This is a genomic window from Agrobacterium larrymoorei (assembly GCF_013322225.1).
Classification (GTDB): Bacteria; Pseudomonadota; Alphaproteobacteria; order Rhizobiales; family Rhizobiaceae; genus Agrobacterium; species Agrobacterium larrymoorei_A.
Map to the genome: position 1 here is coordinate 141,562 of NZ_JAAMFB010000005.1, position 21,300 is coordinate 162,861.

At 57.8% G+C, this 21,300-nt stretch carries 24 protein-coding genes; 10 read left to right on the forward strand and 14 right to left on the reverse strand.

Annotated features, from left to right (window positions below; translation table 11 throughout):
• Window positions 1–61: 61 nt before the first annotated feature.
• From G6L28_RS02290 to G6L28_RS02315, 6 genes are all read right to left on the reverse strand, one after another.
• The gene (locus tag G6L28_RS02290) at window positions 62–799 is read right to left on the reverse strand and encodes a 16S rRNA (uracil(1498)-N(3))-methyltransferase (protein ID WP_174062160.1); all 738 of its coding nucleotides are present in this window, start codon (window positions 797–799) and stop codon (window positions 62–64) included.
• Window positions 800–839: 40 nt separating this feature from the next.
• A complete protein-coding gene (locus tag G6L28_RS02295; RefSeq protein WP_174062161.1) occupies window positions 840–2,357 on the reverse strand; it encodes an inorganic phosphate transporter in 1,518 nt (505 codons plus the stop codon).
• Between the two features lie 61 nt (window positions 2,358–2,418).
• Window positions 2,419–2,889 (reverse strand): NUDIX hydrolase, encoded by a 471-nt coding sequence (locus tag G6L28_RS02300; protein WP_174062216.1) that lies wholly within the window; start codon window positions 2,887–2,889, stop codon window positions 2,419–2,421.
• 226 nt (window positions 2,890–3,115) lie between these two features.
• Window positions 3,116–3,862 (reverse strand): HAD-IIB family hydrolase, encoded by a 747-nt coding sequence (locus G6L28_RS02305; protein ID WP_174062162.1) that lies wholly within the window; start codon window positions 3,860–3,862, stop codon window positions 3,116–3,118.
• On the reverse strand, window positions 3,859–5,196 hold the full coding sequence (locus tag G6L28_RS02310) for a glycosyltransferase family 4 protein (RefSeq protein WP_174062163.1): 1,338 nt from the start codon (window positions 5,194–5,196) through the stop codon (window positions 3,859–3,861). Before G6L28_RS02310 ends, G6L28_RS02305 begins: the two co-directional genes overlap by 4 nt.
• A gap of 112 nt (window positions 5,197–5,308) precedes the next feature.
• Window positions 5,309–6,208 carry a LysR family transcriptional regulator gene (locus tag G6L28_RS02315; protein ID WP_174062164.1) on the reverse strand — a complete coding sequence of 300 codons (900 nt, stop codon included), beginning with the start codon at window positions 6,206–6,208 and terminating at the stop codon, window positions 5,309–5,311.
• A gap of 112 nt (window positions 6,209–6,320) precedes the next feature.
• On the opposite strand from G6L28_RS02315, the gene G6L28_RS02320 reads away from it, so the two are divergent.
• Genes G6L28_RS02320 through glcF form a run of 3 tightly spaced genes read left to right on the forward strand, consistent with a single transcriptional unit; the run spans window position 6,321 to window position 10,266 of the window.
• Window positions 6,321–7,760, forward strand: coding sequence for an FAD-binding oxidoreductase (locus G6L28_RS02320; RefSeq protein WP_174062165.1), 1,440 nt, complete (start codon window positions 6,321–6,323; stop codon window positions 7,758–7,760).
• Window positions 7,757–8,956: an FAD-binding protein gene (locus tag G6L28_RS02325; RefSeq protein WP_174062166.1), complete on the forward strand. Its 1,200-nt coding sequence runs from the start codon at window positions 7,757–7,759 to the stop codon at window positions 8,954–8,956. The genes G6L28_RS02320 and G6L28_RS02325 overlap by 4 nt, the downstream gene beginning before the upstream one ends.
• A gap of 2 nt (window positions 8,957–8,958) precedes the next feature.
• Window positions 8,959–10,266: a glycolate oxidase subunit GlcF gene (glcF, locus tag G6L28_RS02330; RefSeq protein ID WP_174062167.1), complete on the forward strand. Its 1,308-nt coding sequence runs from the start codon at window positions 8,959–8,961 to the stop codon at window positions 10,264–10,266.
• A gap of 175 nt (window positions 10,267–10,441) precedes the next feature.
• Here the strand turns inward: glcF and G6L28_RS02335 are convergent, their stop codons facing one another.
• The gene (locus G6L28_RS02335) at window positions 10,442–11,167 is read right to left on the reverse strand and encodes a L,D-transpeptidase (RefSeq protein WP_174062168.1); all 726 of its coding nucleotides are present in this window, start codon (window positions 11,165–11,167) and stop codon (window positions 10,442–10,444) included.
• A gap of 190 nt (window positions 11,168–11,357) precedes the next feature.
• On the opposite strand from G6L28_RS02335, the gene G6L28_RS02340 reads away from it, so the two are divergent.
• Both G6L28_RS02340 and G6L28_RS02345 read left to right on the forward strand, forming a co-directional pair.
• The gene (locus tag G6L28_RS02340; RefSeq protein ID WP_174062169.1) at window positions 11,358–11,987 is read left to right on the forward strand and encodes a DNA-3-methyladenine glycosylase I; all 630 of its coding nucleotides are present in this window, start codon (window positions 11,358–11,360) and stop codon (window positions 11,985–11,987) included.
• Entirely contained in the window at window positions 11,984–12,427 is a 444-nt protein-coding gene (locus tag G6L28_RS02345) for a hypothetical protein (protein ID WP_174062170.1), read from the forward strand. Before G6L28_RS02340 ends, G6L28_RS02345 begins: the two co-directional genes overlap by 4 nt.
• Window positions 12,428–12,447: 20 nt before the next feature.
• Here G6L28_RS02345 and G6L28_RS02350 read toward each other — a convergent pair whose 3' ends face one another.
• Window positions 12,448–13,428, reverse strand: a complete 981-nt coding sequence (locus tag G6L28_RS02350) for a YeiH family protein (RefSeq protein ID WP_234902446.1) — start codon at window positions 13,426–13,428, stop codon at window positions 12,448–12,450.
• A gap of 142 nt (window positions 13,429–13,570) precedes the next feature.
• Between G6L28_RS02350 and G6L28_RS02355 the strand changes: the two genes are divergently transcribed.
• The gene (locus tag G6L28_RS02355; protein ID WP_174062172.1) at window positions 13,571–14,485 is read left to right on the forward strand and encodes a LysR family transcriptional regulator; all 915 of its coding nucleotides are present in this window, start codon (window positions 13,571–13,573) and stop codon (window positions 14,483–14,485) included.
• Window positions 14,486–14,535: 50 nt separating this feature from the next.
• On the opposite strand, the gene copM is transcribed toward G6L28_RS02355, so the two are convergent.
• From copM to relB, 5 genes are all read right to left on the reverse strand, one after another.
• Window positions 14,536–14,913: a CopM family metallochaperone gene (gene copM / locus G6L28_RS02360; protein WP_174062173.1), complete on the reverse strand. Its 378-nt coding sequence runs from the start codon at window positions 14,911–14,913 to the stop codon at window positions 14,536–14,538.
• 54 nt (window positions 14,914–14,967) lie between these two features.
• Complete coding sequence (locus G6L28_RS02365; protein ID WP_174062174.1) at window positions 14,968–15,339, reverse strand: hypothetical protein; 372 nt, start codon at window positions 15,337–15,339, stop codon at window positions 14,968–14,970.
• Between the two features lie 86 nt (window positions 15,340–15,425).
• On the reverse strand, window positions 15,426–16,190 hold the full coding sequence (locus tag G6L28_RS02370) for a hypothetical protein (protein WP_174062175.1): 765 nt from the start codon (window positions 16,188–16,190) through the stop codon (window positions 15,426–15,428).
• 3 nt (window positions 16,191–16,193) lie between these two features.
• A complete protein-coding gene (locus G6L28_RS02375; protein ID WP_174062176.1) occupies window positions 16,194–16,463 on the reverse strand; it encodes a type II toxin-antitoxin system RelE family toxin in 270 nt (89 codons plus the stop codon).
• The gene (relB, locus tag G6L28_RS02380) at window positions 16,447–16,680 is read right to left on the reverse strand and encodes a type II toxin-antitoxin system RelB family antitoxin (protein WP_174062177.1); all 234 of its coding nucleotides are present in this window, start codon (window positions 16,678–16,680) and stop codon (window positions 16,447–16,449) included. Before relB ends, G6L28_RS02375 begins: the two co-directional genes overlap by 17 nt.
• Before the next feature lie 154 nt (window positions 16,681–16,834).
• On the opposite strand from relB, the gene hisS reads away from it, so the two are divergent.
• The 4 genes from hisS to G6L28_RS02400 are packed head-to-tail and all read left to right on the forward strand — an operon-like array spanning window position 16,835 to window position 20,609.
• Window positions 16,835–18,319: a histidine--tRNA ligase gene (gene hisS, locus G6L28_RS02385; RefSeq protein ID WP_174062178.1), complete on the forward strand. Its 1,485-nt coding sequence runs from the start codon at window positions 16,835–16,837 to the stop codon at window positions 18,317–18,319.
• Window positions 18,320–18,322: 3 nt separating this feature from the next.
• On the forward strand, window positions 18,323–19,444 hold the full coding sequence (locus G6L28_RS02390; protein WP_174062179.1) for an ATP phosphoribosyltransferase regulatory subunit: 1,122 nt from the start codon (window positions 18,323–18,325) through the stop codon (window positions 19,442–19,444).
• The gene (gene hisG / locus G6L28_RS02395) at window positions 19,441–20,136 is read left to right on the forward strand and encodes an ATP phosphoribosyltransferase (RefSeq protein ID WP_174062180.1); all 696 of its coding nucleotides are present in this window, start codon (window positions 19,441–19,443) and stop codon (window positions 20,134–20,136) included. Before G6L28_RS02390 ends, hisG begins: the two co-directional genes overlap by 4 nt.
• Before the next feature lie 59 nt (window positions 20,137–20,195).
• On the forward strand, window positions 20,196–20,609 hold the full coding sequence (locus G6L28_RS02400) for a GFA family protein (protein WP_174062181.1): 414 nt from the start codon (window positions 20,196–20,198) through the stop codon (window positions 20,607–20,609).
• Between the two features lie 51 nt (window positions 20,610–20,660).
• On the opposite strand, the gene G6L28_RS02405 is transcribed toward G6L28_RS02400, so the two are convergent.
• Entirely contained in the window at window positions 20,661–21,107 is a 447-nt protein-coding gene (locus tag G6L28_RS02405) for a DoxX family protein (RefSeq protein WP_174062182.1), read from the reverse strand.
• Window positions 21,108–21,300: the final 193 nt, after the last annotated feature.

Below are 21,300 nucleotides of genomic sequence, written 5' to 3' on the forward strand. Positions count from 1 at the left end.
AATTTCTTTTAAGCATAGTTGAGCGCAGCGGATTTGCGCACTGGCGACATAAAACCGCTGCCTATTTCCAATCGCCGAGAGTGGACTGAATGACCGTAAGAGCCGCCACCGCCGCCGTATCTGCCCTCAAGATGCGGGGGCCAAGCGGAATAGGGGTCACGAAGCTGCATTGGCGCAAAATCTGCCGCTCCTCTTCTGAAAATCCGCCTTCGGGACCGACGAGCAGCGCAAGTTGCTTTTCACTGATCTTTCCAAGAATGGGCAGGGGATTTTGCCCCTCATCGCCTTCGTCGCAATAGACGATACGGCGGTTGGCAGGCCATGTTTCCAGCAAATCTCTCAGCTTCACCGGCTCGCGAACCTCCGGTACGCAGAGAATGCCGCACTGTTCGGCGGCTTCGATAACATTGGCGCGAAGTTTGTCCATATTGGTGATCTTGCCCTGCACGTGCTGGGTCATCACCGGCTGAAGAACGCCAGCGCCCATCTCGACGGCTTTCTGCACCAGATAGTCCAGCCGCCCCACTTTCAGCGGCGCAAACAGATAATGCAGGTCGGAGACATTCGGCTGCGGGCGTGTCTGTTCGGCGGGGACGAGAAGGATTTTCTTGCGGCTGGGAAAGGTAAGCTGCGCTTTCCATTCGCCGTCGCGTCCGTTGAAAAGCAATATTTCCGAGCCATCGGTCAGGCGCAACACGTTGGCGAGATAGTTGAACTGATCGCCATCGGCCTCGACTGCCTCTGCTTGGCGAAGAGGCTGATCGATGAACAGTCTCTGCATTCGGAAATTGGCGCGCATGGTACTACTTCAATCTGAAATCCGGTGGCGTTCGGTGAAGTTACACGAACAGGGCATACATAATCGTATAAATGGTCGCCGCAAGCGCTGCACTCGAGGGAACGGTAATCGCCCATGCGGCGATGATCGTCATGAAATGCGACCGGCGCACCAGATAGCGGCGACGGACCTCCGAAGAGTTTTCTTCATACTCATCCGATGAAGCAGTGCTGCTCGTCACCGGTCCCTCGCCAGCGTGGATCGCCTCCTGTCGCTTGCGGGCATTCTGGGTGTACCACTCACGGAAAAAACCGACGCCGAAGACCGCGCCGATAGCCGTGTGCGTGGTGCTGACAGGCATTCCGAAAGTCGACGCCACCAGCACCGTCAGGGCGGTTGAAACAGAAACGCAAAAGGCCCGTATGGGATTGAGCTTGGTGATCTGCTCACCCACCAACCGGATAAGGCGCGGGCCGAATAGCAGAATGCCGCAGGAAAGGCCGAATGCGCCGATCAGCATCACCCACTGCGGCGCGCGCGCTGCCTCACCGATGATATCGAACTGCGTTGCTCGAACGATGGCCACCACCGGACCGATAGCATTGGAAACATCGTTGGCTCCATGCGCAAAAGACATGAGTGCTGCGGCAAGGATCAGCGGCCATTGGAAGAGCTGGCGCAATGACTGGTTCCGGTTCTCCAGACCCTGAGACTGCCTGCGGATCAGCGGGACGCACAAACGCCAGCTTATGATGCCGACTGTCAGGCCGGTCAGGCACGCAGTGCCAAGCGATATGACGACGATGCGGTGCAGGCCAAACCGGATCAGATAGGCCGTGAAGACCCCGCTCATGACGCCGATCAGCACCGGCACCCATATCTGCGCGGCCTTGATCTTGTCATCCCGGTAGATGATGAATTCCTTGATGAAGGCAAGGAAGATGATGGCGAACATGGCGCTGATAAATGGCGTGGCGACCCATGTGAGTGCGATCCCCGTCAGCGATCCCCAATCGACCGCACGAAAACCGTAAGCTGCCGTGCCCGCGCCGGCCACTCCGCCGACGATGGTATGTGTCGTTGAGATTGGCGCTTTCAGAAGACTGGAGAGGTTGACGAGCAGGCCCGCCGCCAGCAAGGCGGACATCATCGCCCATGAAAAGATCGTCGGATCGGGAATGGTTTGAGTGCTGATGATCCCACGCGAAATCGTCTCAACGACATTTCCGCCGGTGATGACCGCACCGAGAACCTCGAAAGTCGCCGCGATGACGAGCGCCACGCCAATCGGCATGGCTTTCGCTCCCACGGCGGGACCGACATTGTTGGCCACGTCCTTTGCACCGATATTCATCGCCATATATGCGCCGATGATCGATGCAGCGAGGACTTTCGCTGCCCCCGGCGCGTTTCCGGCATAGGCAAGGGCGACAAGGGCCGCAGTGACAAGAAACAGCAGGGCAGCGCCCGGAGCAACCAGACGGCGCGTCAGATGGTTCGTGGCTTCCTCGACACGCGTAAGCTTATCCAGATCCTTGTCCAGAGTGGGCTTCATGCGATGTATCGGTGTCTGCGCCATCTTGAACTTTCAAGTGCGACTGTTGCCGCGTTTTGCAGGCGCATGCACGGCGACAGAAGGATTAGGAATTAACGGCCTTTTGTAACGGCGGCTGTTTCGGTTGCGCCGTTTTCTTGTCAAAGGCGAGGAAGAGGTTCCTCAACTCCGGTTCATTGACGCGTGTTGAAGCCTCTTGCGGCGACACCCATTCCAGTCTCCGGCTTTCCCGCTCGGGAAAGTTTTTCACCATGTCCATCACTTCGAGCAGGTGAACCTCGACCAGACACACGACCTTGATGCCGTTTTTCAGTTTTTTGTCATAGCTAAAGAAGCCAAAGGGCTCTTTCTCCGCGGTGCCGCGCACTCCGGCCTCTTCAAAGGCTTCGCGTTCGGCAACGGCATGGGCCTTCTTGCCTTCCATCGGCCACCCCTTGGGAATGACCCAACGGCCGGTATCGCGACTGGTCAGCAGCAGAACTTCGGTCTCACCCGTCTTTTTCTTCCGGCGATAGCAAAGCGCAGCGTATTGCTGCCGCGGCGGCCGCCGCAACATCAATCCCACATCATTTGCCAGCCGGGTGAAAAAGTTCAACACAAGTCACTTTCTGTTTTTGATATATCTAATATAGCGTATTGGACGCGTAGTATCATAGCGAATAGTCGCTATTAAGGATGATTCGTCCAATTTTCACGGGACACCTGACATTGGTCAATATGGCTAGGCTGATCAGGGTGAGCATTTTTGATTTTGCCCACACATCTCGCGTGATCTGCACGCATCAAGTGTCAGTCGAAAGCCAATGTTTCAGCCCTGATATAACCCCATCTGCCTCTGCTTCAAGGGCAGCATAGATATTGGTGCGGTTTCGTCCCAATGCCTGAAGTTCCTCAAGCGCGTTGGAAACGACAATGCCGCGAACATCCGGCAGTTCGAACATGGCTTTGTCATTGCCGGTGTCGCCCGCCACGACCGCTTCATCCAGCCCCAATTGCAGATGATCGCAGAGCCAGGTCAGGGCCGCGCCCTTATCCGCCGCCCGCGGAAGAATGTCGAGATCGCGGTTGCTGGAATAGACGATGCGCGCATCGATACCCTCGTCCGATAGCCGCGCTTCGATTTCCGACAAAAATGTTTCGTCGGCATCGTGCAGATACCAGCTCGATTTCAGGCCGTGTTGATAGCGCTCCGGCTGAATGCTGATACCGGGAATATCCGACATCAGCGCAGAGATTTTTGCCGTATCGAAAGCCTGTCCGAGCGACGACGTATAGGCCTGTCGCAGAGACGGTTGATCGCGGCACGACAGCATGGTTCCAACGCCACCAATGACGTAATCGGGCTTCGGCAGCGGTACGCTTTCCATCAGTTCGAATTGGTCATCCAGCAGACGCCCGCTGTTGAAGACCAGCAGCGGACGCGTTTCCTCCGGCATGGATTGCCAGAAATCGCGAAAACGGGCCGTCGCTTCGTTGTTGCCAACGACGGTCCCGTCAAGATCGGTCGAGAAAATGCGAACCGGTTTCAATCGCCATCATTCCATGGTTCAGCCCAGTCGGACTCTTCCAGAACGGGCATCATCGTACGACCCTCGACAACCGCCAACAATTGCTGAGCAATGCCGGTCCATGTGAAGAGGCTACGGGCCTTGTGAGCGCCCATGCGCGACAGACGTCCATAGAGCCGTTCGTGCTTGAAAGGCTTCATCATTGTTATGCCGAGATCTTCCTTGTCGAAGGGATCGGCAAACAGCGCATGACGACCGTAACTGACGGCACGGAACAGGCCACCATGGATGGTAACGACAGTCGGGGTGCCGCTCGCCATGGCTTCGATTGCCGTCATGCCGAAGGGCTCGTAACGGCTGGATAGAACGAAAAGGTCTGCGGCACGGTAGATATCCGGCAAATCCTCGTCCGAAACATAGCCGGAAAACACCACCTTATCCTCAAGTCCCAGCGTCGCAACGCGCTCTTTCAACTGGTTGAGGATCGTCGTTTCCTGCGCGTCCATGTTCTCGCCGCCAACGGCAAGGTGCAGGCGCGCCTCTGGCTCGCGTTCGGCCAGAACGGAAAAGCCGTCGATCAGCAGATCGTAGCCCTTGTTGGTGGCCAGCCGTCCAAGTGCAAGAACGGTCTTTCCTTCGAAGCCAAAACGCTGGCGCAGCATCTTCCGCGATGCTTCCGAGACGGGGAAGAAGCGGTTATCGTCATAACCCGGCGGGATCATGTGAATATGGTTGCGCTTCAACCCGTAGTCTTCCAGCAGCACGTCCAATTGCACCGGCGTCGTTGCTATCACGGTATCGCAGCTGCGGTAGATGATCAGTTCGTGCTGGATGCGTTCCTTGAAGTTGAACTCAAGCTCGAACGTATCGGCCTTTTCCGGGTAATCCGTCTCCATCTGCCGCTTTTTCCAGACGCCGAGCGAATGGGGTGTGTGCAGATGGGGGATTTTCAGGGCTTCGGAGAGGCGCTGTCCCGCCACACCGGCATCCCAGTAATGGCTGTTGATGAAGGAATAGGTGAGGTCGTTCTTCTTGATGAAGCGTAGCGCGTTTTCGCACCATTCCATCAGGTGCCGGTGCAGATATTCCTTTGGGATGAAATCCTTGCCCCCGCATGGAATGCGCACGACACGAACACGCTCATCCACCTCATCGAATTCCGGCTGGTCTTCGAAGCGGCGGGTATAGAGGTCTACGGTGTAGCCTAGCTGTCCGAGTTTCTTTGCGAGTTCGAGGACATAAACGACCTGTCCTCCGGTGTCTGCTGCGCCAAGCGGCGGGTGAGCGGCTACGTAGCCATGCGTCGATATGAGTGCTATCCGCGGATAGCGTTCAGTTTCGCTCGTGGTGGTCATCGCGTCCCATCTTGGTAGAAATTTCTAACAACCCGTCAAGAACGTCTGAAGTTTGAAAATGTTCCGCGTCGAATGAGATAAAACGGCATTCGATTTCCAAGTTGCTGAAAAATCAGCTTTTATCCCAGTAAGGTTCAGGCCCGTATAGCCCCGACAGATAGTCGATGAACAGCCGCACCTTGGCAGGCAAAAAGCGGCGGCTGGGATAGACTGCCGACAGCGCAACGTTTTTCGAACCTTCATAATCAGGCAGCACCTGCACCAGTTTTCCGCTCTCTAGTTCCGGGCCGATGTCCCAGGTGGAGCGCAATGCGATGCCAAGGCCGGAGAGCACGGCTTCACGGATGACCTCACTGGAATTGGTGATGAGCATTCCTTCCGGACGCAGGTTAATCGCGCCAGCCGGGCCCTCAAGACGCCAGAGGTCATGGTTATGTGCTGGCAGGCACCGATGCTTCTTGAGGTCATCCATCGTCTTCGGAACGCCGTGCTGTGCAATATAATCGCGAGATGCACATAGAACGCGCCGAACCGGTGCCAACCGTTTTGCCACGAGGCTTGAATCCGAGAGATCGGCGATACGAATGGCCAGATCGTAACCGCCCGCGACGATGTCGATAAATTCGTCGCTCAGTACCAGATTGATGGAGAGCGATGGATGCCGCTCCATGAAGGCTTTGAGATGCGGCGCGACATGCATCCGTCCGAACGATGTGGAGGCTGAAACCTTCAAAGTTCCGGTCAACGTGTTGGAACGTCCCGATACGAAATCCTCCGCTTCCTCCAGCCCTTCCAGCACCGCGAGAATGCGCTGATGAAATCCCTGACCCGCCTCGGTCAGGGAGATTTGCCGCGTCGTGCGCTGGAAAAGTCGTGCGCCGAGCTTTTCCTCCAGCCGCTTGATACGTTTGGAAATGACGGCAGGTGAATATCCAAGCTCCTTTGCGGCAACCGACATGCTGCCGGAAGCGGCAACGCTGGCAAAGGCTTCGAGATCACCCAGATTTGTCATCGATCCAGACCAATTCTTTCCATAATGGAAACAATCTCTAGCATTTGCACGGGTTGCGTCCAAGGCATAAACCCCGCATAGATTCGTCGTGAGGGAGGCACTCCGCAGAGCCATGTCGCAGCCGATACAATTTCTCGAGCCCCGCGCTAACGTACTGTCTAAGCGTGATCGCATCATTTCGGATCTTGCCGATCTCCTGCCGCCCGACTGTCTGGTGCATGAACCGCGTGAGCTTGTGCCTTTTGAAACCGATGCCTTCGTCTCTTACAGAAGAGTACCGCTGGCCGTGGCGCTGCCGAAAACGACTGCGCACGTCGCTGCATTGCTGAAATACTGTCATCGATACGGCATTCCCGTCGTGCCGCGAGGCGCTGGCACATCGCTTTCCGGCGGTGCTATCCCGCAGGAAGATGCGGTGGTGATCGGTCTTTCGAAGATGTCCTCCATCATCGAACTGGATTTTTTCAACCGCACTGCCACCGTTCAGGCAGGCGTCACCAATCTTTCCATTTCCGATGCTGCCGGTGCCGAAGGCTTTTTCTACGCACCCGACCCGAGTTCGCAGCTTGCCTGCACCATCGGCGGCAATATCGGCATGAATTCCGGCGGGGCGCACTGCCTGAAATATGGCGTCACCACCAACAATCTGCTTGGCGTGAAGATGGTGCTGGTGGATGGCACCGTGCTGGAACTGGGCGGCAAGCATCTGGATGCAGGCGGCTATGATCTGCTCGGTCTCGTCTGCGGCTCGGAAGGCCAACTCGGCATCGTCACGGAAGCAACGGTGCGGCTGATTGCCAAGCCGGAGGGTGCGCGCCCCGTACTCTTCGGCTTCGAGACCTCGGAAGAGGCCGGTTCCTGCGTGGCGGATATCATCGGCTCCGGCATCATTCCCGTCGCCATCGAATTTATGGACAAACCGGCCATCGAGATTTGCGAGGCCTTCGCCAAGGCGGGCTATCCGCTGGATGTCGGCGCGCTTTTGATCGTGGAGGTCGAAGGCTCGGAAGAGGAAATGGACGCGATGCTGGCGGATATCGTCACCATCGCCCGCAAACATGCGGTCAAGACGGTGCGCGAGTGCCAGTCCGCCATGGAAGCAGCCGCCATCTGGAAAGGCCGCAAATCCGCCTTCGGTGCAACGGGCCGCATCGCGGATTACATCTGCATGGACGGCACTGTGCCGCTCAGCCAACTCTCCTACGTGTTGAAAAAGACGAGCGAAATCACCGACAGTCTCGGCCTGCGCGTTGCGAACGTCTTCCATGCGGGCGATGGCAACATGCACCCGCTGATCCTGTTCAACGCCAATGATCCCGACGATGCCGCTCGCGCCGAAGAGGCGGGCAACCAAATCCTCAAGCTCTGTGTGGATGCGGGCGGCTGTCTCACCGGCGAACACGGCGTCGGCATCGAGAAGCGCGACCTGATGCGGCATCAATATTCGGATGCGGACCTTGCCCAGCAGATGGCGGTGCGTGCCGCCTTCGATGAGGACTGGATACTCAATCCGTCAAAGGTCTTTCCGCTGGAGGGACGCCCTGCATCATGACGGATGTTCTTTTGCCCTCAACGGAAACAGAAGCGGCCAATATCATTCGCGACTATGCGCAGGCGGCTCGCCCACTCGCCATCGTTGGCGGCAACACACGCTTCGGCAATAGGGTTCAGGCGGATGCAACGCTGTCTTCACGAGCTCTCAGCGGCATTGTCGCCTATAATCCTGCTGAAATGGTGATGACCGTCAAGGCCGGAACGCCCGTCGCCGAAGTGCTGGCCGCCCTTGCCGAAGCCCGGCAGATGATGGCGTTCGAGCCGATGGATCACCGCGCCATCATGGGCACCTCGGGCGAGCCGACGATCGGCGGCATCTTCGCCGCCAATGTTTCCGGTCCGCGCCGCTATGTGGCGGGAGCAGCACGCGACAGCCTGCTCGGCATCCGTTTCATCAATGGCAGAGGCGAAGCGATCAAGGCTGGTGGCCGGGTGATGAAAAACGTCACCGGGCTCGATCTGGTGAAACTGCTGGCCGGTTCCCACGGGACTCTGGGTTTCCTCACGGAAGTCACCTTTCGCGTGCTGCCCGTTCCACCGGCGCAGACGACGATGGTCATTTCCGGACTGGAAGATGCAAGCGCCAGCAACGCCATGGCCGCTGCCATGGCGACCAGCGTGGAAGTTTCGGGTGCGGCCCATTTGCCCGAAAGCGTAAAATCCCGTTTCATCGGTGGCGCGCTGCCGGAAGGTGCCGCGACGGTGCTGCGACTGGAAGGTCTGGCCGCTTCCGTCGAGGCACGGTCACAAAAACTGCAAGCCATCCTGTCTGCAATCGGACCAACTACATTTCTGGCGCAGGACGAAAGCCGCGTGCTCTGGCAGGAAATTCGCGATGTGAAGCCTTACGAGGGAAATTCGGCCAAGCCAGTATGGCGTGTTTCAGTGGCACCATCGCACGGCCATATGTTGGTCGCTGCTTTACGGATGCATGCGGCTATCCATGCTTTCTATGATTGGCAGGGCGGGTTGATCTGGATGCAGATGGATGCTGACCCGGAAGCAGAGCGTCTTAGTCAGGTGACTAGAGTGCTTGGAAACGGACATGCAACGTTGATACGCGCATTGCCCATCACCCGCCATACGGTCGCATCATTCGAGCCACTTAAAACAGTTGAACACGAATTGTCGAAGCGCATTAAGGAAAAGCTCGATCCGGCAGGCATATTCAATCCGGGGAAGATGGGAATCTAGCCATGCAAACCTCCTTCACCGCCGAACAGCTTGCCGACCCGCATGTGGCAGAATCGGAAAAAATCCTGCGCAAATGCGTGCATTGCGGGTTCTGCACCGCCACCTGTCCCACCTATGTGACGCTGGGCAATGAGCTGGATAGCCCGCGCGGGCGCATCTATCTCATCAAGGATATGCTGGAAAACGGGCGGCCAGCAGACGCGCAGGTGGTGACGCATATCGACCGCTGTCTGTCCTGCCTTGCCTGCACCACCACCTGTCCCTCCGGCGTGGATTACATGCACCTTGTAGACCATGCCCGCGTCCATATCGAAAAGACCTATCGCCGTCCCTTCATGGACAGGATGATCCGCAATATGCTGGCGCTGATTCTGCCTCACCCATCGCGGTTTCGTCTCGCGCTAAAACTTGCGCCGATCGGCCAGCCTTTCGCAAAGCTGCTGCGCAAGAGCAAAACCTTGACTCCACTGGGTTCGATGCTGGAGTTGGCCCCGAAATCCATCGCGGCCGTATCCGCGTCCTCCAAGCCGGGCAGCTACGCAGCCGAGGCAGAAAAGCGCGGCCGCGTCGCAATTCTTAACGGCTGCGCACAACCCGTTCTCAATCCGGCGATCAACGAAGCCACCATCAGCCTTCTGACACGTCTTGGGGTTGAGGTTGTCGTGCCGCAGGGCGAGGGGTGCTGCGGTGCTCTCGTCCATCACATGGGGCGTGAGGAGCAGGCGCTTGCCTTTGCCCGCCGCAATGTCGATGTCTGGTTGCGCGAGGTAGAGCAGGGCGGGCTGGATGCCATCATCATCACCGCGTCGGGCTGTGGTACGACCATCAAGGATTACGGCCACATGCTGCGGCTCGATCCCGCCTATGCCGAAAAGGCGGCAAAGGTTTCTGCGCTGGCCAGGGATATCACGGAATATCTTGCTACGCTGGAATTGCCCCAGCTTGAACGCAACGGCCTGACGGTTGCTTATCATTCCGCCTGTTCCATGCAGCATGGCCAGAAGATTACCATGGCACCCAAGCTGCTGTTGAAGGGCGCGGGTTTCGTTGTGCGAGATCCGGCGGAAGGGCATCTGTGTTGTGGCTCGGCAGGTACCTATAACATCATGCAGCCGGAAATTTCAGGCCAACTGAAGGCGCGAAAGCTCAAGAACATCGAAGCGACGAAGGCAGACATCATCGCGGCGGGAAACATCGGCTGCATCACGCAGATCGCATCGGGCACAGCGATGCCCATCCTCCACACGGTCCAACTGCTGGATTGGGCCTATGGCGGCGGCAGGCCTGAAAAACTGAAAGCCTTGAAATAAAAAACGAGCGGTTTGCGCCGCTCGTTTTTATCGGTATGCCGCAAATAGCGCTCCCGGTCCCCCTGGCGTCCCCCGCCAAGCTTGTGGCCGCAATCTAGCGCTTTGGTTATCGGACGCAAGTATAGTCTTTCGAAATCCTTGCAGCTGACAGGCAACTTATACTTAAGCGTTGCTATCAGATCACAATAACCCTCGTGCCGACCTTCGTGCGCTCGTAAAGATCGGTCACATCTTCATTGCGCATGCGAATGCAGCCGGAGGAATTGTTGCTGCCGATGGTCCATGGCTGGTTGGTGCCGTGGATGCGATAAAGCGTGGAACCCAGATACATGGCGCGTGCGCCCATGGGGTTGGCCGGTCCGCCTTCCATGAAGGCTGGCAGGTAATGGCCCTTGGCGGCTTCACGGGTGATCATTTCCTTTGGCGGTGTCCAGCTTGGCCATTCGGCCTTGCGTGTTACCTTATGCGTACCCGCCCATTCGAAGCCCGGCTTTCCGACGCCGACGCCGTAGCGGCGGGCCTTTCCATCGCCCATGACGAGATAGAGGAAGCGGTTGGGCGTATCGATGACGATGGTGCCGGGAGCTTCCTGCGTGTCGTAGCGGACCATTTGCGGCAGAAACTGCGGATCTATCCGCGCGCGCGGATCATTCGGTCGCGCAGCGATGGCCTGGGCGCGTGGCTGCTGCACGGGCTGACGCTGCCAGAAGGGTCGTGATGCGGGCCGCTGCGGGTAGACGACCGGGCGAACCTGCGCCCCGCCAAGCTGCATGACCCACGGGGCCGTCAGATCAGGGCTGACGACGACGGGCGGGCGTTCGCGATAACGATCATTGGCAAGCGCGGGCTGAACTGCCGCAGTGAACACGCTCAGCGCAATAAGGATTGGTTTCATCGACATCGGGTGGACTCTTTCACATGACACCGGAAAATGATCGTCACGTTCGCATGCCGGTGCGCGCGAATTGGTAAAGAGCGTTCATTAAACGCCGCGATCTTGCTGAAACTTTTCAATAAGGTTAGCGCGCGGTTTTAAAACAGGGTGAATCAATGGTAATAACCGTGACAGTGGCTGAGAGACGTGGTGAGCAATGACTGAGACCGGACTTTTGACAGGCGAAGATGGCATTGTCCGCTGTTTCTGGCAGCAGGGTCTTGAAGACTATCGCCGCTACCACGACGAAGAGTGGGGCCATCCCGTTACCGACGACAGGCGGCTTTTCGAGAAAATTTGCCTCGAAGGTTTTCAGTCCGGCCTTTCCTGGCTGACGATCCTGCGCAAGCGCGAGGCCTTCCGCGCTGCCTTCAGCGGCTTCGATTTCGAAAAGGTCGCCGCCTTTGACGACGCCGACATAGAACGTTGCCTTGCCGACAAGGGCATCGTGCGCCATCGCGGCAAGATCGTATCGACCATCAACAACGCCTGCCGTGCTGTGGCGCTTCGCGGCGAGTTCGGCTCGCTCGCCCGCTATTTCTGGAGCTTCGAGCCAAAGGGAGACGAGCGTCCGTCTGTTTTCGATTACCAGACTTTGCGCGCCAATCCCACGACGCCAGCATCCGTGCGACTTTCGAAAGACCTGAAGAAGCGCGGCTGGAGCTTCGTCGGGCCGACCACCGTCTACGCTTTCATGCAGGCAATGGGCATGGTCAACGATCATATCGAAGGTTGTCACTGCCGTCCGCGCATCGAAGCCATGCGACAGGAGTTTCCCCGACCGTGACGAAGTTGCTCAGAGGCCTTTTCGCTTTCCTGCTGCTGGGTTCAGTCGCCTCCCAATCCTTTGCCGAGCAGCGGGTGGTGGACGGTATGTGGCTGGATGAGGGCGAACATCTTATAAAGGAGGCGATGCCGCAATCCGGCCCGCTTTCGCTTAAAGGTTGGACGCGGCAGGGCAGGGGTGATGTCTATCGGCTTAAGGTGAGGGGTGGCGAAAAGCTGAAGATCAGCCTTTCCAGCAGCAGCGAATTCGTGGTGATGGCCATCTTCGACTTTGCCAAGCCTGAAGATGACGCAATCTTTTTCAGCGATATTGGCAGCAATATCGCGGAGTTGACCCCTAAGGCGGATACGGAATGGCTGATCCGGCCGATCCTCGTGCTCAGTTCGTCCCGTCGCGGGCTGGGTGCCAATTATACGATCACGGTGGAAAGGCAGCCGTAAGTAAGAGCGGCTGCCCTGTTTCAGTATCCGATGATCCAGATCAGGCCGACTGAAAGAAAGCAGAGGAAAAGCAGCGACAGTGTTGCCGCGCTGATGACCTTGCCGCCAGCATGGCGAAGGGTGCGAATGTCGACGGACAGGCCAAGCGCCGCCATGGACATGATGGTCAGCGTATTGGAGACACTGGCGATCGGCTTCAACGCCATCTCGGGAATGAGGCCGAGGGAACGCGCCATGATCATCAACACGAAGCCGAGAATGAACCACGGCACCATTTTCTGAAGGCTCAGGCGTCCCTCGCCACCGCGGCCATGAATGATCGATAGCGTTGTCACGACCGGACCCAGCATCAGCACGCGGATGAGCTTCACAACGGTACCCGTCTGCACGGCGAGCGCGCCGAAAGGCGTTGTTGCGGCCAGTACCTGTGGTACGGCGTAGACTGTCATCCCGGCGAAAACCCCGTAATGCATCGCATCGAGTGACATCGCGCCCGCGATAAGAGGCATGAGCATGACGGCGACGACGCCAAGCACGGCGGTGAAGGCAATCGATGCAGCCACATCATCCGCCTTCGCGCCGATGGCGGGTGCAGCGGCGGCAATGGCAGAGTTTCCGCAGATGGAGTTTCCGCAGGCGACGAGGATGGCGAGCTTCGGTGAAAGACCGATGAGGCGGCTGATGCCGTAACTGCCGAGAAGAGAGAGCGCGACGACGCCTGCAATGCCGATGATCAAAAGACCGCCCGCTCCCTTCAGGATGGAAAGGCTGAGCGATGCGCCAAGCAGAACGACGGCCACTTCCAGAAGGGTCTTTGCGCTGAACTTGATGCCGGCGGCAGCCGCTTGCGGAAGGGGAGCGAAGCTGCGCAACACGACGCCAACAAGAATCGCGATAACCAGATCGCCCAGCCATGCATGGCCGAATGCCTGCGCCTGCGCGCGTTCAGCCAAAATCGCAGCGGCGCTGACGGCGGCGCACAGGAGAATGCCGGGCGTCATCGACCAGAGAGGACGAAGCGGAAGCGTGTGTGACAATTTGGAAGCCGGGTTATGTGCCATGCCAAGAATAATCGCTCGACAATCCATTTCATTCCATCAAATAATGTGGCATGTTTCATTCGGTAAAATCGAATGATTAGAGATGACCTTTGAACAGCTGAGAATATTCGTAGCAGTCGCCGAGCGACAACATCTGACACGCGCAGCGGAAGCGCTCAGCCTGACGCCTTCTGCCGTCAGTTCCGCCATCAAGGCGCTGGAGGCCTATTATAATGTCGGCCTGTTTCACCGCGTCGGCAGAGGTATCGAGCTGACGGAAAGCGGGCGCGTGTTTCTCGAGGAGGCGCGTGCCACCCTCAATCGGGTTCGCGGCGCCGAACTTGCGCTGTCCGAAATGGGCGGCCTGACCCGTGGAGAGATCAACGTCTTCGCCAGCCAGACGATCGCCAGCTACTGGCTTCCGCCGATCCTGATGCAGTTCAAGCAGCTTTACCCCGGCGTTGCGGTAAAGCTGGAGGTCGGCAATACCAGAATGGTGACGGAGGCAGTGCTGAAGGGCTTCGCCGAAATCGGCTTCATCGAGGGTGATATCGATGAACCGGCGCTCTCGGTAAGGCCGGTGGTGGCGGATAAGCTGCTGGTCGTCGTCGGTCCGGTGCATCCTTTTGCCGATGGACGCTATCTCGTTCCGGAAGATATCAGGTCAACGAACTGGGTGCTTCGCGAACAGGGTTCCGGCACCCGCTCCGCCTTCGAGGCGGCGTTGCGCGCCATGGGAATATCGCTCAGCGACCTGAATGTGACGCTGGAATTGCCGTCGAATGAGGCGGTGGTCGCTGCGGCGCGCGCAGGGGGTGCCGCTGCCGTCGTCTCCGCATCGGTCGCTGCTCTCATGCTGCGGCAGGGCTTGCTTGTGCGCGCCGGCATCGATCTGCCCGCCAGAAGCTTTGCGCTTCTGACGCATAAGGAACGACGCAGCAGCCGTGCATCGGTGGAGTTGGAGCGGCTGAGTCGGGAATCGTCGGAGCGGTACAAAACCGGCCTTGCAGGTCTCTAAGCACCCCCCCGAAAGGAAAGAAGCGCCACGAATGGCGCTTCGGTGATCTCTCAATAGCCTTTGGACTTCAGCCATTCCTTCATCATGGCAATCTCGGCTTCCTGGGCCTTGATCACCTCTTCGGCCAGCTTGCGGATTTCCGGGTCTTTCCCGTATTCCAACTGGACCTTTGCCATATCGATGGCGCCCTGGTGATGCGGGATCATGCCACGCACGAAGTCCACATCGGCGTTGCCGGTATAGTCTACCGCCATATCGCCGTGCATCCTCTTCGCGACCGCCTCGAACGCCTTGGTCGAGGCGCTTTCACTGCTTGTCGTGGTTTTGGACATGTCGTGGCCAGCATGGCCGTTTGTTTCCTGAGCCGATGCTGGTACGGACAAGGCAACCGCCATTGCTGCTGCAAGGACGAGCGTTTTGATAGACATGGATTTTCCTTCCTGTGTCTGAATATTTCGATGATTCGACTGATGAAAACGAATTCAGGCGCGGGGAGGAGGTAACGGCGGGGACGACAGATTGCCGATGAAGGCGCGTTGCAGATGGGGCATCGGTGCTGCGTGCGGTGCCTGACCCTTTTCGGTAAATGTCAGTTCCGGCAGCAAGACGAGGCAGGCCGCGCAAAAGGGCGCATGTGTCATGGTGTCTTTATGCGGGCAGGGGTCTTGCTGACCGGAAGCTTCGCCTCCCGCCGCATCCATGGCGTGTTCGCCATGGTGGCCCGTCTGCTTCTCAAGCGGTGTGGAACCATGCATCTCAGATGGCAGCGCAAACACGTTCGCCGTCGCCATGCCGGGCATATAGCCGTACATGAGGCAGGCAAGAAACATCAATGTCCGAACAACAATGCGCATGACGGTGAGCTTATCTCGCCGATCTTGATAAGAAAATGGCGCTCAGAGCATTTCCAGCGAAAGTGCGAAGCGGTTTTGCGTAGAGACTAGCGTACTTCGCTGGCAACCACCCTGTGGATGATCTGATAGTCCCGGCTTTCCTCTCCGAATGGCGCAACCGGCCAGTCCCACCGATGCGCGATCTTCGGCACCTCCACACCATGCAGCAAATCTTGGTGCTGGTGCAGTTTTCCGTTTTTGTCGATGATGTCGAAGGCAGTATCGGTAACGAGGCAGACCTTGCAGGGCAGGCCCGCGAGCCCATCGACATGCGCCTTGATCAGCCTTGGCTGCGTATCCCCCGGCACCAAGCCTGCCGGTTCCTTTTCCATGCGATGCCGCGCCCCGGTGCCGATTTGCGAAAGCAGGTTGGCCGAAACGACGAGATCGAGGTAGGGCACCATTCGCAGAAAGCTCAAAGGCTCCAACTCGCCGCCCGCCTTTAGCTCATCATATCCGGAAAGATCGCGGCTGTTCAGGACGACGTTGCGGTATTTACGTGCATAAAGCTTGGTACGAACGCTGGCCAGATGCACGAGATCGACCAGAACCACGGTATCGAAAGCTGCGGCAAGCTGTTGCCACGGCACATCGCGCAACAGCCCGGAGCCCAACACCACCGCCGTCCGCCTCTGCTTCAGCTTGCCAGCGGTGGAAAGAATGAAACGCTTGCTGTTCTGCTCATGCTCCGCCCACGTCTTGCCGCAACGGTTGGCCCGAGCCCAGAGATTGACCGAATATTTGATGTAAGGACGAAATTCCGGCTGCGTCTTTCGGTAGGTCGCAGCATAATTCAAGGCTTCGAGGATCATGGATTAGCGATAGACTTCCCGGCGGTGGCCGATTTCGATGACGACAATGAAAAGTTTTTGATCCTGAATGTCACATATGATGCGATAGTCACCGACGCGATAACGCCAGAAATTGCCGAGTTCGGAGCCTTGAAGGGCTTGACCGGTTCGTCTTGGATTGTTGTCTGCGGCTATTCGATCAGTTAAGAACGCGATGATCCGCGTTGCGTCCTGTCTGCCGAGCTTTTTCAGTTGCTTGCGCGCGGATTCCCGAAATTCAATTTCCCAGATCAAGATCGCGCATCACTTCTTCAAGAGTGTAGGTGCGCTCACCATTTGCGATGTGCTGTCGCGTCGCCTCCTCCGACAGATACAAATCCTCCATATCCTCGATATGCTTTTCGATGGCTTCGCGGATATAAAAGGCGGAGGTGCGCCCCGTGCGTTCGGAAAGCGCCTTCAAGCGTTCGAAGGTTTCGTCCGGTAGTCGGATGGCGGTCTGTTTGCTCATGGTTTTGCCCTCATCGAGGTAAAGTGGGATACGTGTATCCCGTTTAACACGTTCTTCACGTCAATGCCAGCAAATCCCGGCGCTTGGCCTTGCCGCACAGGGCGTCATCCTCTAATAGACCGGCTTGATTTCAAGAGAAAATTGGACCGGCATCATGAGCGAAAAAGCAAAAAAGCCTCAGAAACTGAAAGCCCGCCTGCCGCGCGGCTTCGTGGACCGCTCGGCTGCCGATATCCATGCCACCAATGAGATGATCGAGAAAATCCGCAAGGTCTACGAGCTGTACGGCTTCGACCCCATCGAGACACCACTGTTCGAGTATACCGATGCGCTCGGCAAGTTCCTGCCAGATAGCGACCGTCCCAACGAAGGCGTGTTTTCGCTCCAGGACGATGACGACCAGTGGATGAGCCTGCGCTATGACCTCACAGCTCCACTCGCCCGCCACGTCGCGGAAAACTTCAACGAAATCCAGCTGCCTTACCGCACCTATCGCGCCGGTTACGTTTTCCGTAACGAGAAGCCCGGCCCCGGCCGCTTCCGCCAGTTCATGCAGTTCGACGCCGATAGCGTCGGCGCACCGGGCGTACAGGCCGATGCCGAAATGTGCATGATGATGGCCGATACGCTGGAAGCGCTCGGCATCAAGCGCGGCGATTACGTCATCCGCGTCAATAACCGCAAGGTTATCGATGGTGTAATGGAAGCCGCTGACCTTGGTGGAGATGAAAACAGTGGACGGCGTCTTGGCGTTCTTCGTGCAATTGATAAGCTAGACAAGTTCGGCTTTGATGGCGTCAAGTTGTTGCTTGGGCCAGGCCGGAAAGATGAATCTGGTGATTTCACCAAAGGCGCAGGCCTTTCGGATCAACAGATAAACTTCATCATCAGCTACCTCCAAGACGAAGAATTTTATCCGAAAAGCGATTTATACGCTCAGGGTTACGGCGAATTGTTCACGATCGAGGAACTGGTAAGAGCTGCTGGTTACGGCGCTGACCGTATCAAGATTGATCCTTCAGTGATCCGAGGCCTCGAATACTACACCGGCCCCGTCTACGAAGCCGAACTCACCTTCGACGTCACCAACGAAAAAGGCGAAAAGGTCGTCTTCGGTTCTGTCGGGGGTGGCGGTCGTTATGATGGCCTTGTGTCGCGTTTCATGGGTCAGCCCGTTCCCGCAACCGGCTTCTCCATCGGCGTCTCACGCCTGATGACGGCGCTGAAAAACCTTGGCAAGCTCGGTCAGGCAAAACCGCTCGCGCCGGTTCTAGTCACCGTCATGGATGGCGATGTCGAGAGCATGGGTCGCTACCAGCGTTTCACGCAGGCTCTGCGCGCTGAGGGTATTCGCGCTGAGATGTATCAGGGTAACTGGAAGAAATTCGGCAACCAGCTGAAATATGCCGACCGGATGGGTGCGCCCGTTGCCATCATTCAGGGTGGTGACGAGCGCGAACAGGGCGTCGTACAGATCAAGGACTTGATCGAAGGCAAGCGGCTTTCCGGCGAGATCGAGGATAATGCGGCATGGCGCGAAGCGCGTGTTGCACAGGAGGTCGTGCCGGAAGCCGAACTGGTCGCCAAGGTGAAGGAAATTCTGGCTGCGCAGGCCGAAGACCGGCGTCGGGCGGGCTGAGCTATGCCCTTGATCGACATGCCGGAATTTTCCGGGGAGCTGCTGGAAGAGTTTGCTGCACGCAGGACGACGCGGGTCAATACCCCGGTCATCCAGCCCGCCGCTCCGTTTCTGGATATGGCGGGCGAGGATTTGCGCCGCCGCATCTTTCTAACGGAAAATGAAACTGGCGAAAGCCTGTGCCTGCGGCCCGAATTCACCATTCCCGTCTGCCTTCGCCACATCGAAACGGCCACGGGCACACCGAAGCGCTATTCCTATCTCGGCGAGGTCTTCCGCCAGCGCCGTGAGGGCTCCAGCGAGTTCTATCAGGCAGGCATCGAGGATCTGGGCGATACGGATATCGCCGCAGCCGATGCCCGCGCAATCAGCGATGCGACCGCTGTCCTGAAGCGATTGCTGCCGGGCCGTGCGCTGTCCACCAAACTTGGCGATCAGCAAGTGTTCGAAGCCGTCATCGCCGCACTCGGCCTACCACTCGGCTGGCAGAAGCGGATGGTGCAGGCCTTTGGCGATACCGCTCAGCTGGATGCGCTTCTCGAAAGTCTCGTCAGCCCGAAGCCGATGACCGGTCTCGATGCGCGGGTGGCGGGTCTTTTGGCCACGGGCGAGGAAACGGTGCTGGTCGATTACATCGATAACGTCATGCAGGAAACCGGCTACTCCACCAATGCCAGCCGCCCGCCACAGGAAATCGCCCGCCGTCTGCGTGAAAAGTTGGCGCTTGCCGCTACGCGCCTGCCAGACGAAAGCTTCCAGTTGCTGAAGCAGTTTCTGGCTTTGCAGGCACCGCTGTCGCAAGCCTCGCAAACGCTGTCCGATTTTGCCGGGAAGGCGAAACTGAAGCTCGACGGTGCGCTGTCTGCCTTCGATAAACGTGTCGCAGCGCTTGCCAATGGCGGTGCCGATCTGGATGCCATGACCTATGGCGCAGCCTTCGGGCGTCCGCTGGATTATTATACCGGCCTCGTCTTCGAGGTCAGCGTTCAGGGTGACGCATCGGTTCTGGCAGGCGGTGGACGCTTTGATCGGCTGATGACGCTCTTGGGCGCAACAGACAAAATCCCTGCCGTGGGATTCTCGCTCTGGCTGGATCGTATCGGAGCCGAAAGGGCAAAGCCGTGACCATTACCATCGCTCTGCCCTCCAAGGGGCGTATGAAGGAAGATTCCTCCGCGATCCTCGAACGTGCCGGTATGAAGATTACCGCCATCGGCAATGACCGCTCCTATCGCGCTCGCGTCGAAGGTCGCGACGATATCGAGATTGCTTATCTCTCGGCCTCCGAAATCGCGCGTGAGATCGGCAACGGTACGGTGGATTTCGGTGTCACCGGCGAAGACCTCGTACGCGAAGACCTGAGCGACGTTGATCGCCGCGTCGAATTTTGCGCCCGCCTTGGCTTCGGCCACGCCGATGTCGTCGTCGCCGTGCCGGAAATCTGGCTGGATGTGGACAGCATGGCTGATCTCGGCGATGTTGCCTCCGAATTCCGCGCCCGCCATGGCCGCCGTCTGGCCATTGCCACCAAATACTGGCGGCTGACGCAGCAGTTCTTCTCCCGCCAGCACGGCATCCAGCTTTACCGCATCGTGGAAAGCCTTGGCGCGACAGAAGGTGCACCGGCGGCAGGGCAGGCGGATATCATCGTCGATATCACATCTACCGGCTCGACACTGAAGGCGAATTACCTGAAGATTTTGACCGATGGCATCATCCTGAAATCGGAAGCCTGCTTCGTGCGTGCGCGAAAGCCCGAGCATGAGGGCAATGCGGTCATATCGGAAATCGTCTCGCGCATTCAGGCAACGCTCTAAGACAGTCCTTGGATTGTCGTGGTTCTACGTTATCCTCTCCCTATCAAGAGGAGTGGAAAATGCAGCTCACCGGCCAGTGCCATTGCGGTAATGTGAAATTCGAGGCGAATGCAAACCCGGAGCAGGTGGTTATCTGCCACTGCACCGATTGTCAGCGACTGACCGGCTCGCCCTTTCGCGTCACACTTCGGGTCAAGCGCTCTGATTTGCATCTGAGCGGCACTGAACCGAAGATTTATCGTAAGCTTGTCCATAACGGGAACATTCGCAGGCAATATTTCTGTGGCGACTGTGGCACACCGTTGCTCAGCGGCGCCGATAATGATGGCGTTGAGGAGCTTGGCATTCGCTGGGGCGCGATAAATGAACGCGCCGCCCTAAAGCCCGCCGTCCAGATATGGGCCCGCTCGAAGGTGGATTGGCTGGACGATATCGAAGCGCTGCCTGCCTATTCGAAAGACTTTCGAAAATAAAATAAGCCGCCGGATCGCTCCGGCGGCCTGTCTTCATTCCCGCCTGAAGGGTCAGGCAAACTTCGTTGCCAAGCCACGCTTTGCATCGATGGAATATGCACCGGCACCAAATGCGCCGAGCAGAATGTAAGCGCCAGCCAGCGTGATGTTCTTCATCAGCATGATGCCGTTCAGGGCGTTGATCCAGCCGAGCGCAGGAGCAGGCCAGCCGTCGACGGAAACCGTACCGCTATGGAAAACGAGGCCGGTGAACACGCAGAATGCTGCTAGTGCGAAAGCAGCAACTTTGGTCTGGAAGCCAACGACGACGGCAAGCCCTGCAACGAATTCAAACAGGCCTGCGAGATAGGCAAGCGCCGTCGCGGCAGGCAGACCAGCGCCAGTGATCATGCCAGCCGTGCCAGCAGGATCGGCCAGCTTGCCGAAGCCGGAATAGATAAAGATGAAGGAGAGAAGAATACGTGCGACGAGCACGAGTGCATTCTGGCTGCTGGACATTGGTGTCTCCGTTTGCGGACCGGGTAGCCCGTGATGAATTTCTGGAGACGGTTGTGCCGGATTTATTGGATTACTGAAAGATAAACGAGCGAAGACTGTTTGTCTTCATTTTGTGAACAATAAGCACGGCAATGCGCGGATTTTGGTTGCATCTCCACCCTGCTTTTCTCGAAATTGGCGAAATAGTTCTTGA

Bases quoted from the DNA above. Each gene is read 5' to 3' on its own strand.
- G6L28_RS02325 (WP_174062166.1), top strand. From the start codon at position 7,757: ATGACGGATGTTCTTTTGCCCTCAACGGAAACAGAAGCGGCCAATATC.
- G6L28_RS02310 (WP_174062163.1), bottom strand. From the start codon at position 5,196: ATGACCACCACGAGCGAAACTGAACGCTATCCGCGGATAGCACTCATA.
- G6L28_RS02390 (WP_174062179.1), top strand. From the start codon at position 18,323: ATGCCCTTGATCGACATGCCGGAATTTTCCGGGGAGCTGCTGGAAGAG.
- G6L28_RS02370 (WP_174062175.1), bottom strand. From the start codon at position 16,190: ATGATCCTCGAAGCCTTGAATTATGCTGCGACCTACCGAAAGACGCAG.
- hisS (WP_174062178.1), top strand. From the start codon at position 16,835: ATGAGCGAAAAAGCAAAAAAGCCTCAGAAACTGAAAGCCCGCCTGCCG.
- G6L28_RS02350 (WP_234902446.1), bottom strand. From the start codon at position 13,428: ATGACGCCCGGCATTCTCCTGTGCGCCGCCGTCAGCGCCGCTGCGATT.
- G6L28_RS02405 (WP_174062182.1), bottom strand. From the start codon at position 21,107: ATGTCCAGCAGCCAGAATGCACTCGTGCTCGTCGCACGTATTCTTCTC.
- G6L28_RS02290 (WP_174062160.1), bottom strand. From the start codon at position 799: ATGCGCGCCAATTTCCGAATGCAGAGACTGTTCATCGATCAGCCTCTT.
- G6L28_RS02320 (WP_174062165.1), top strand. From the start codon at position 6,321: ATGTCGCAGCCGATACAATTTCTCGAGCCCCGCGCTAACGTACTGTCT.
- glcF (WP_174062167.1), top strand. From the start codon at position 8,959: ATGCAAACCTCCTTCACCGCCGAACAGCTTGCCGACCCGCATGTGGCA.
- G6L28_RS02315 (WP_174062164.1), bottom strand. From the start codon at position 6,208: ATGACAAATCTGGGTGATCTCGAAGCCTTTGCCAGCGTTGCCGCTTCC.
- G6L28_RS02300 (WP_174062216.1), bottom strand. From the start codon at position 2,889: ATGTTGCGGCGGCCGCCGCGGCAGCAATACGCTGCGCTTTGCTATCGC.
- G6L28_RS02365 (WP_174062174.1), bottom strand. From the start codon at position 15,339: ATGCGCATTGTTGTTCGGACATTGATGTTTCTTGCCTGCCTCATGTAC.
- copM (WP_174062173.1), bottom strand. From the start codon at position 14,913: ATGTCTATCAAAACGCTCGTCCTTGCAGCAGCAATGGCGGTTGCCTTG.
- relB (WP_174062177.1), bottom strand. From the start codon at position 16,680: ATGAGCAAACAGACCGCCATCCGACTACCGGACGAAACCTTCGAACGC.
- G6L28_RS02340 (WP_174062169.1), top strand. From the start codon at position 11,358: ATGACTGAGACCGGACTTTTGACAGGCGAAGATGGCATTGTCCGCTGT.
- G6L28_RS02355 (WP_174062172.1), top strand. From the start codon at position 13,571: ATGACCTTTGAACAGCTGAGAATATTCGTAGCAGTCGCCGAGCGACAA.
- G6L28_RS02335 (WP_174062168.1), bottom strand. From the start codon at position 11,167: ATGTCGATGAAACCAATCCTTATTGCGCTGAGCGTGTTCACTGCGGCA.
- G6L28_RS02295 (WP_174062161.1), bottom strand. From the start codon at position 2,357: ATGGCGCAGACACCGATACATCGCATGAAGCCCACTCTGGACAAGGAT.
- G6L28_RS02400 (WP_174062181.1), top strand. From the start codon at position 20,196: ATGCAGCTCACCGGCCAGTGCCATTGCGGTAATGTGAAATTCGAGGCG.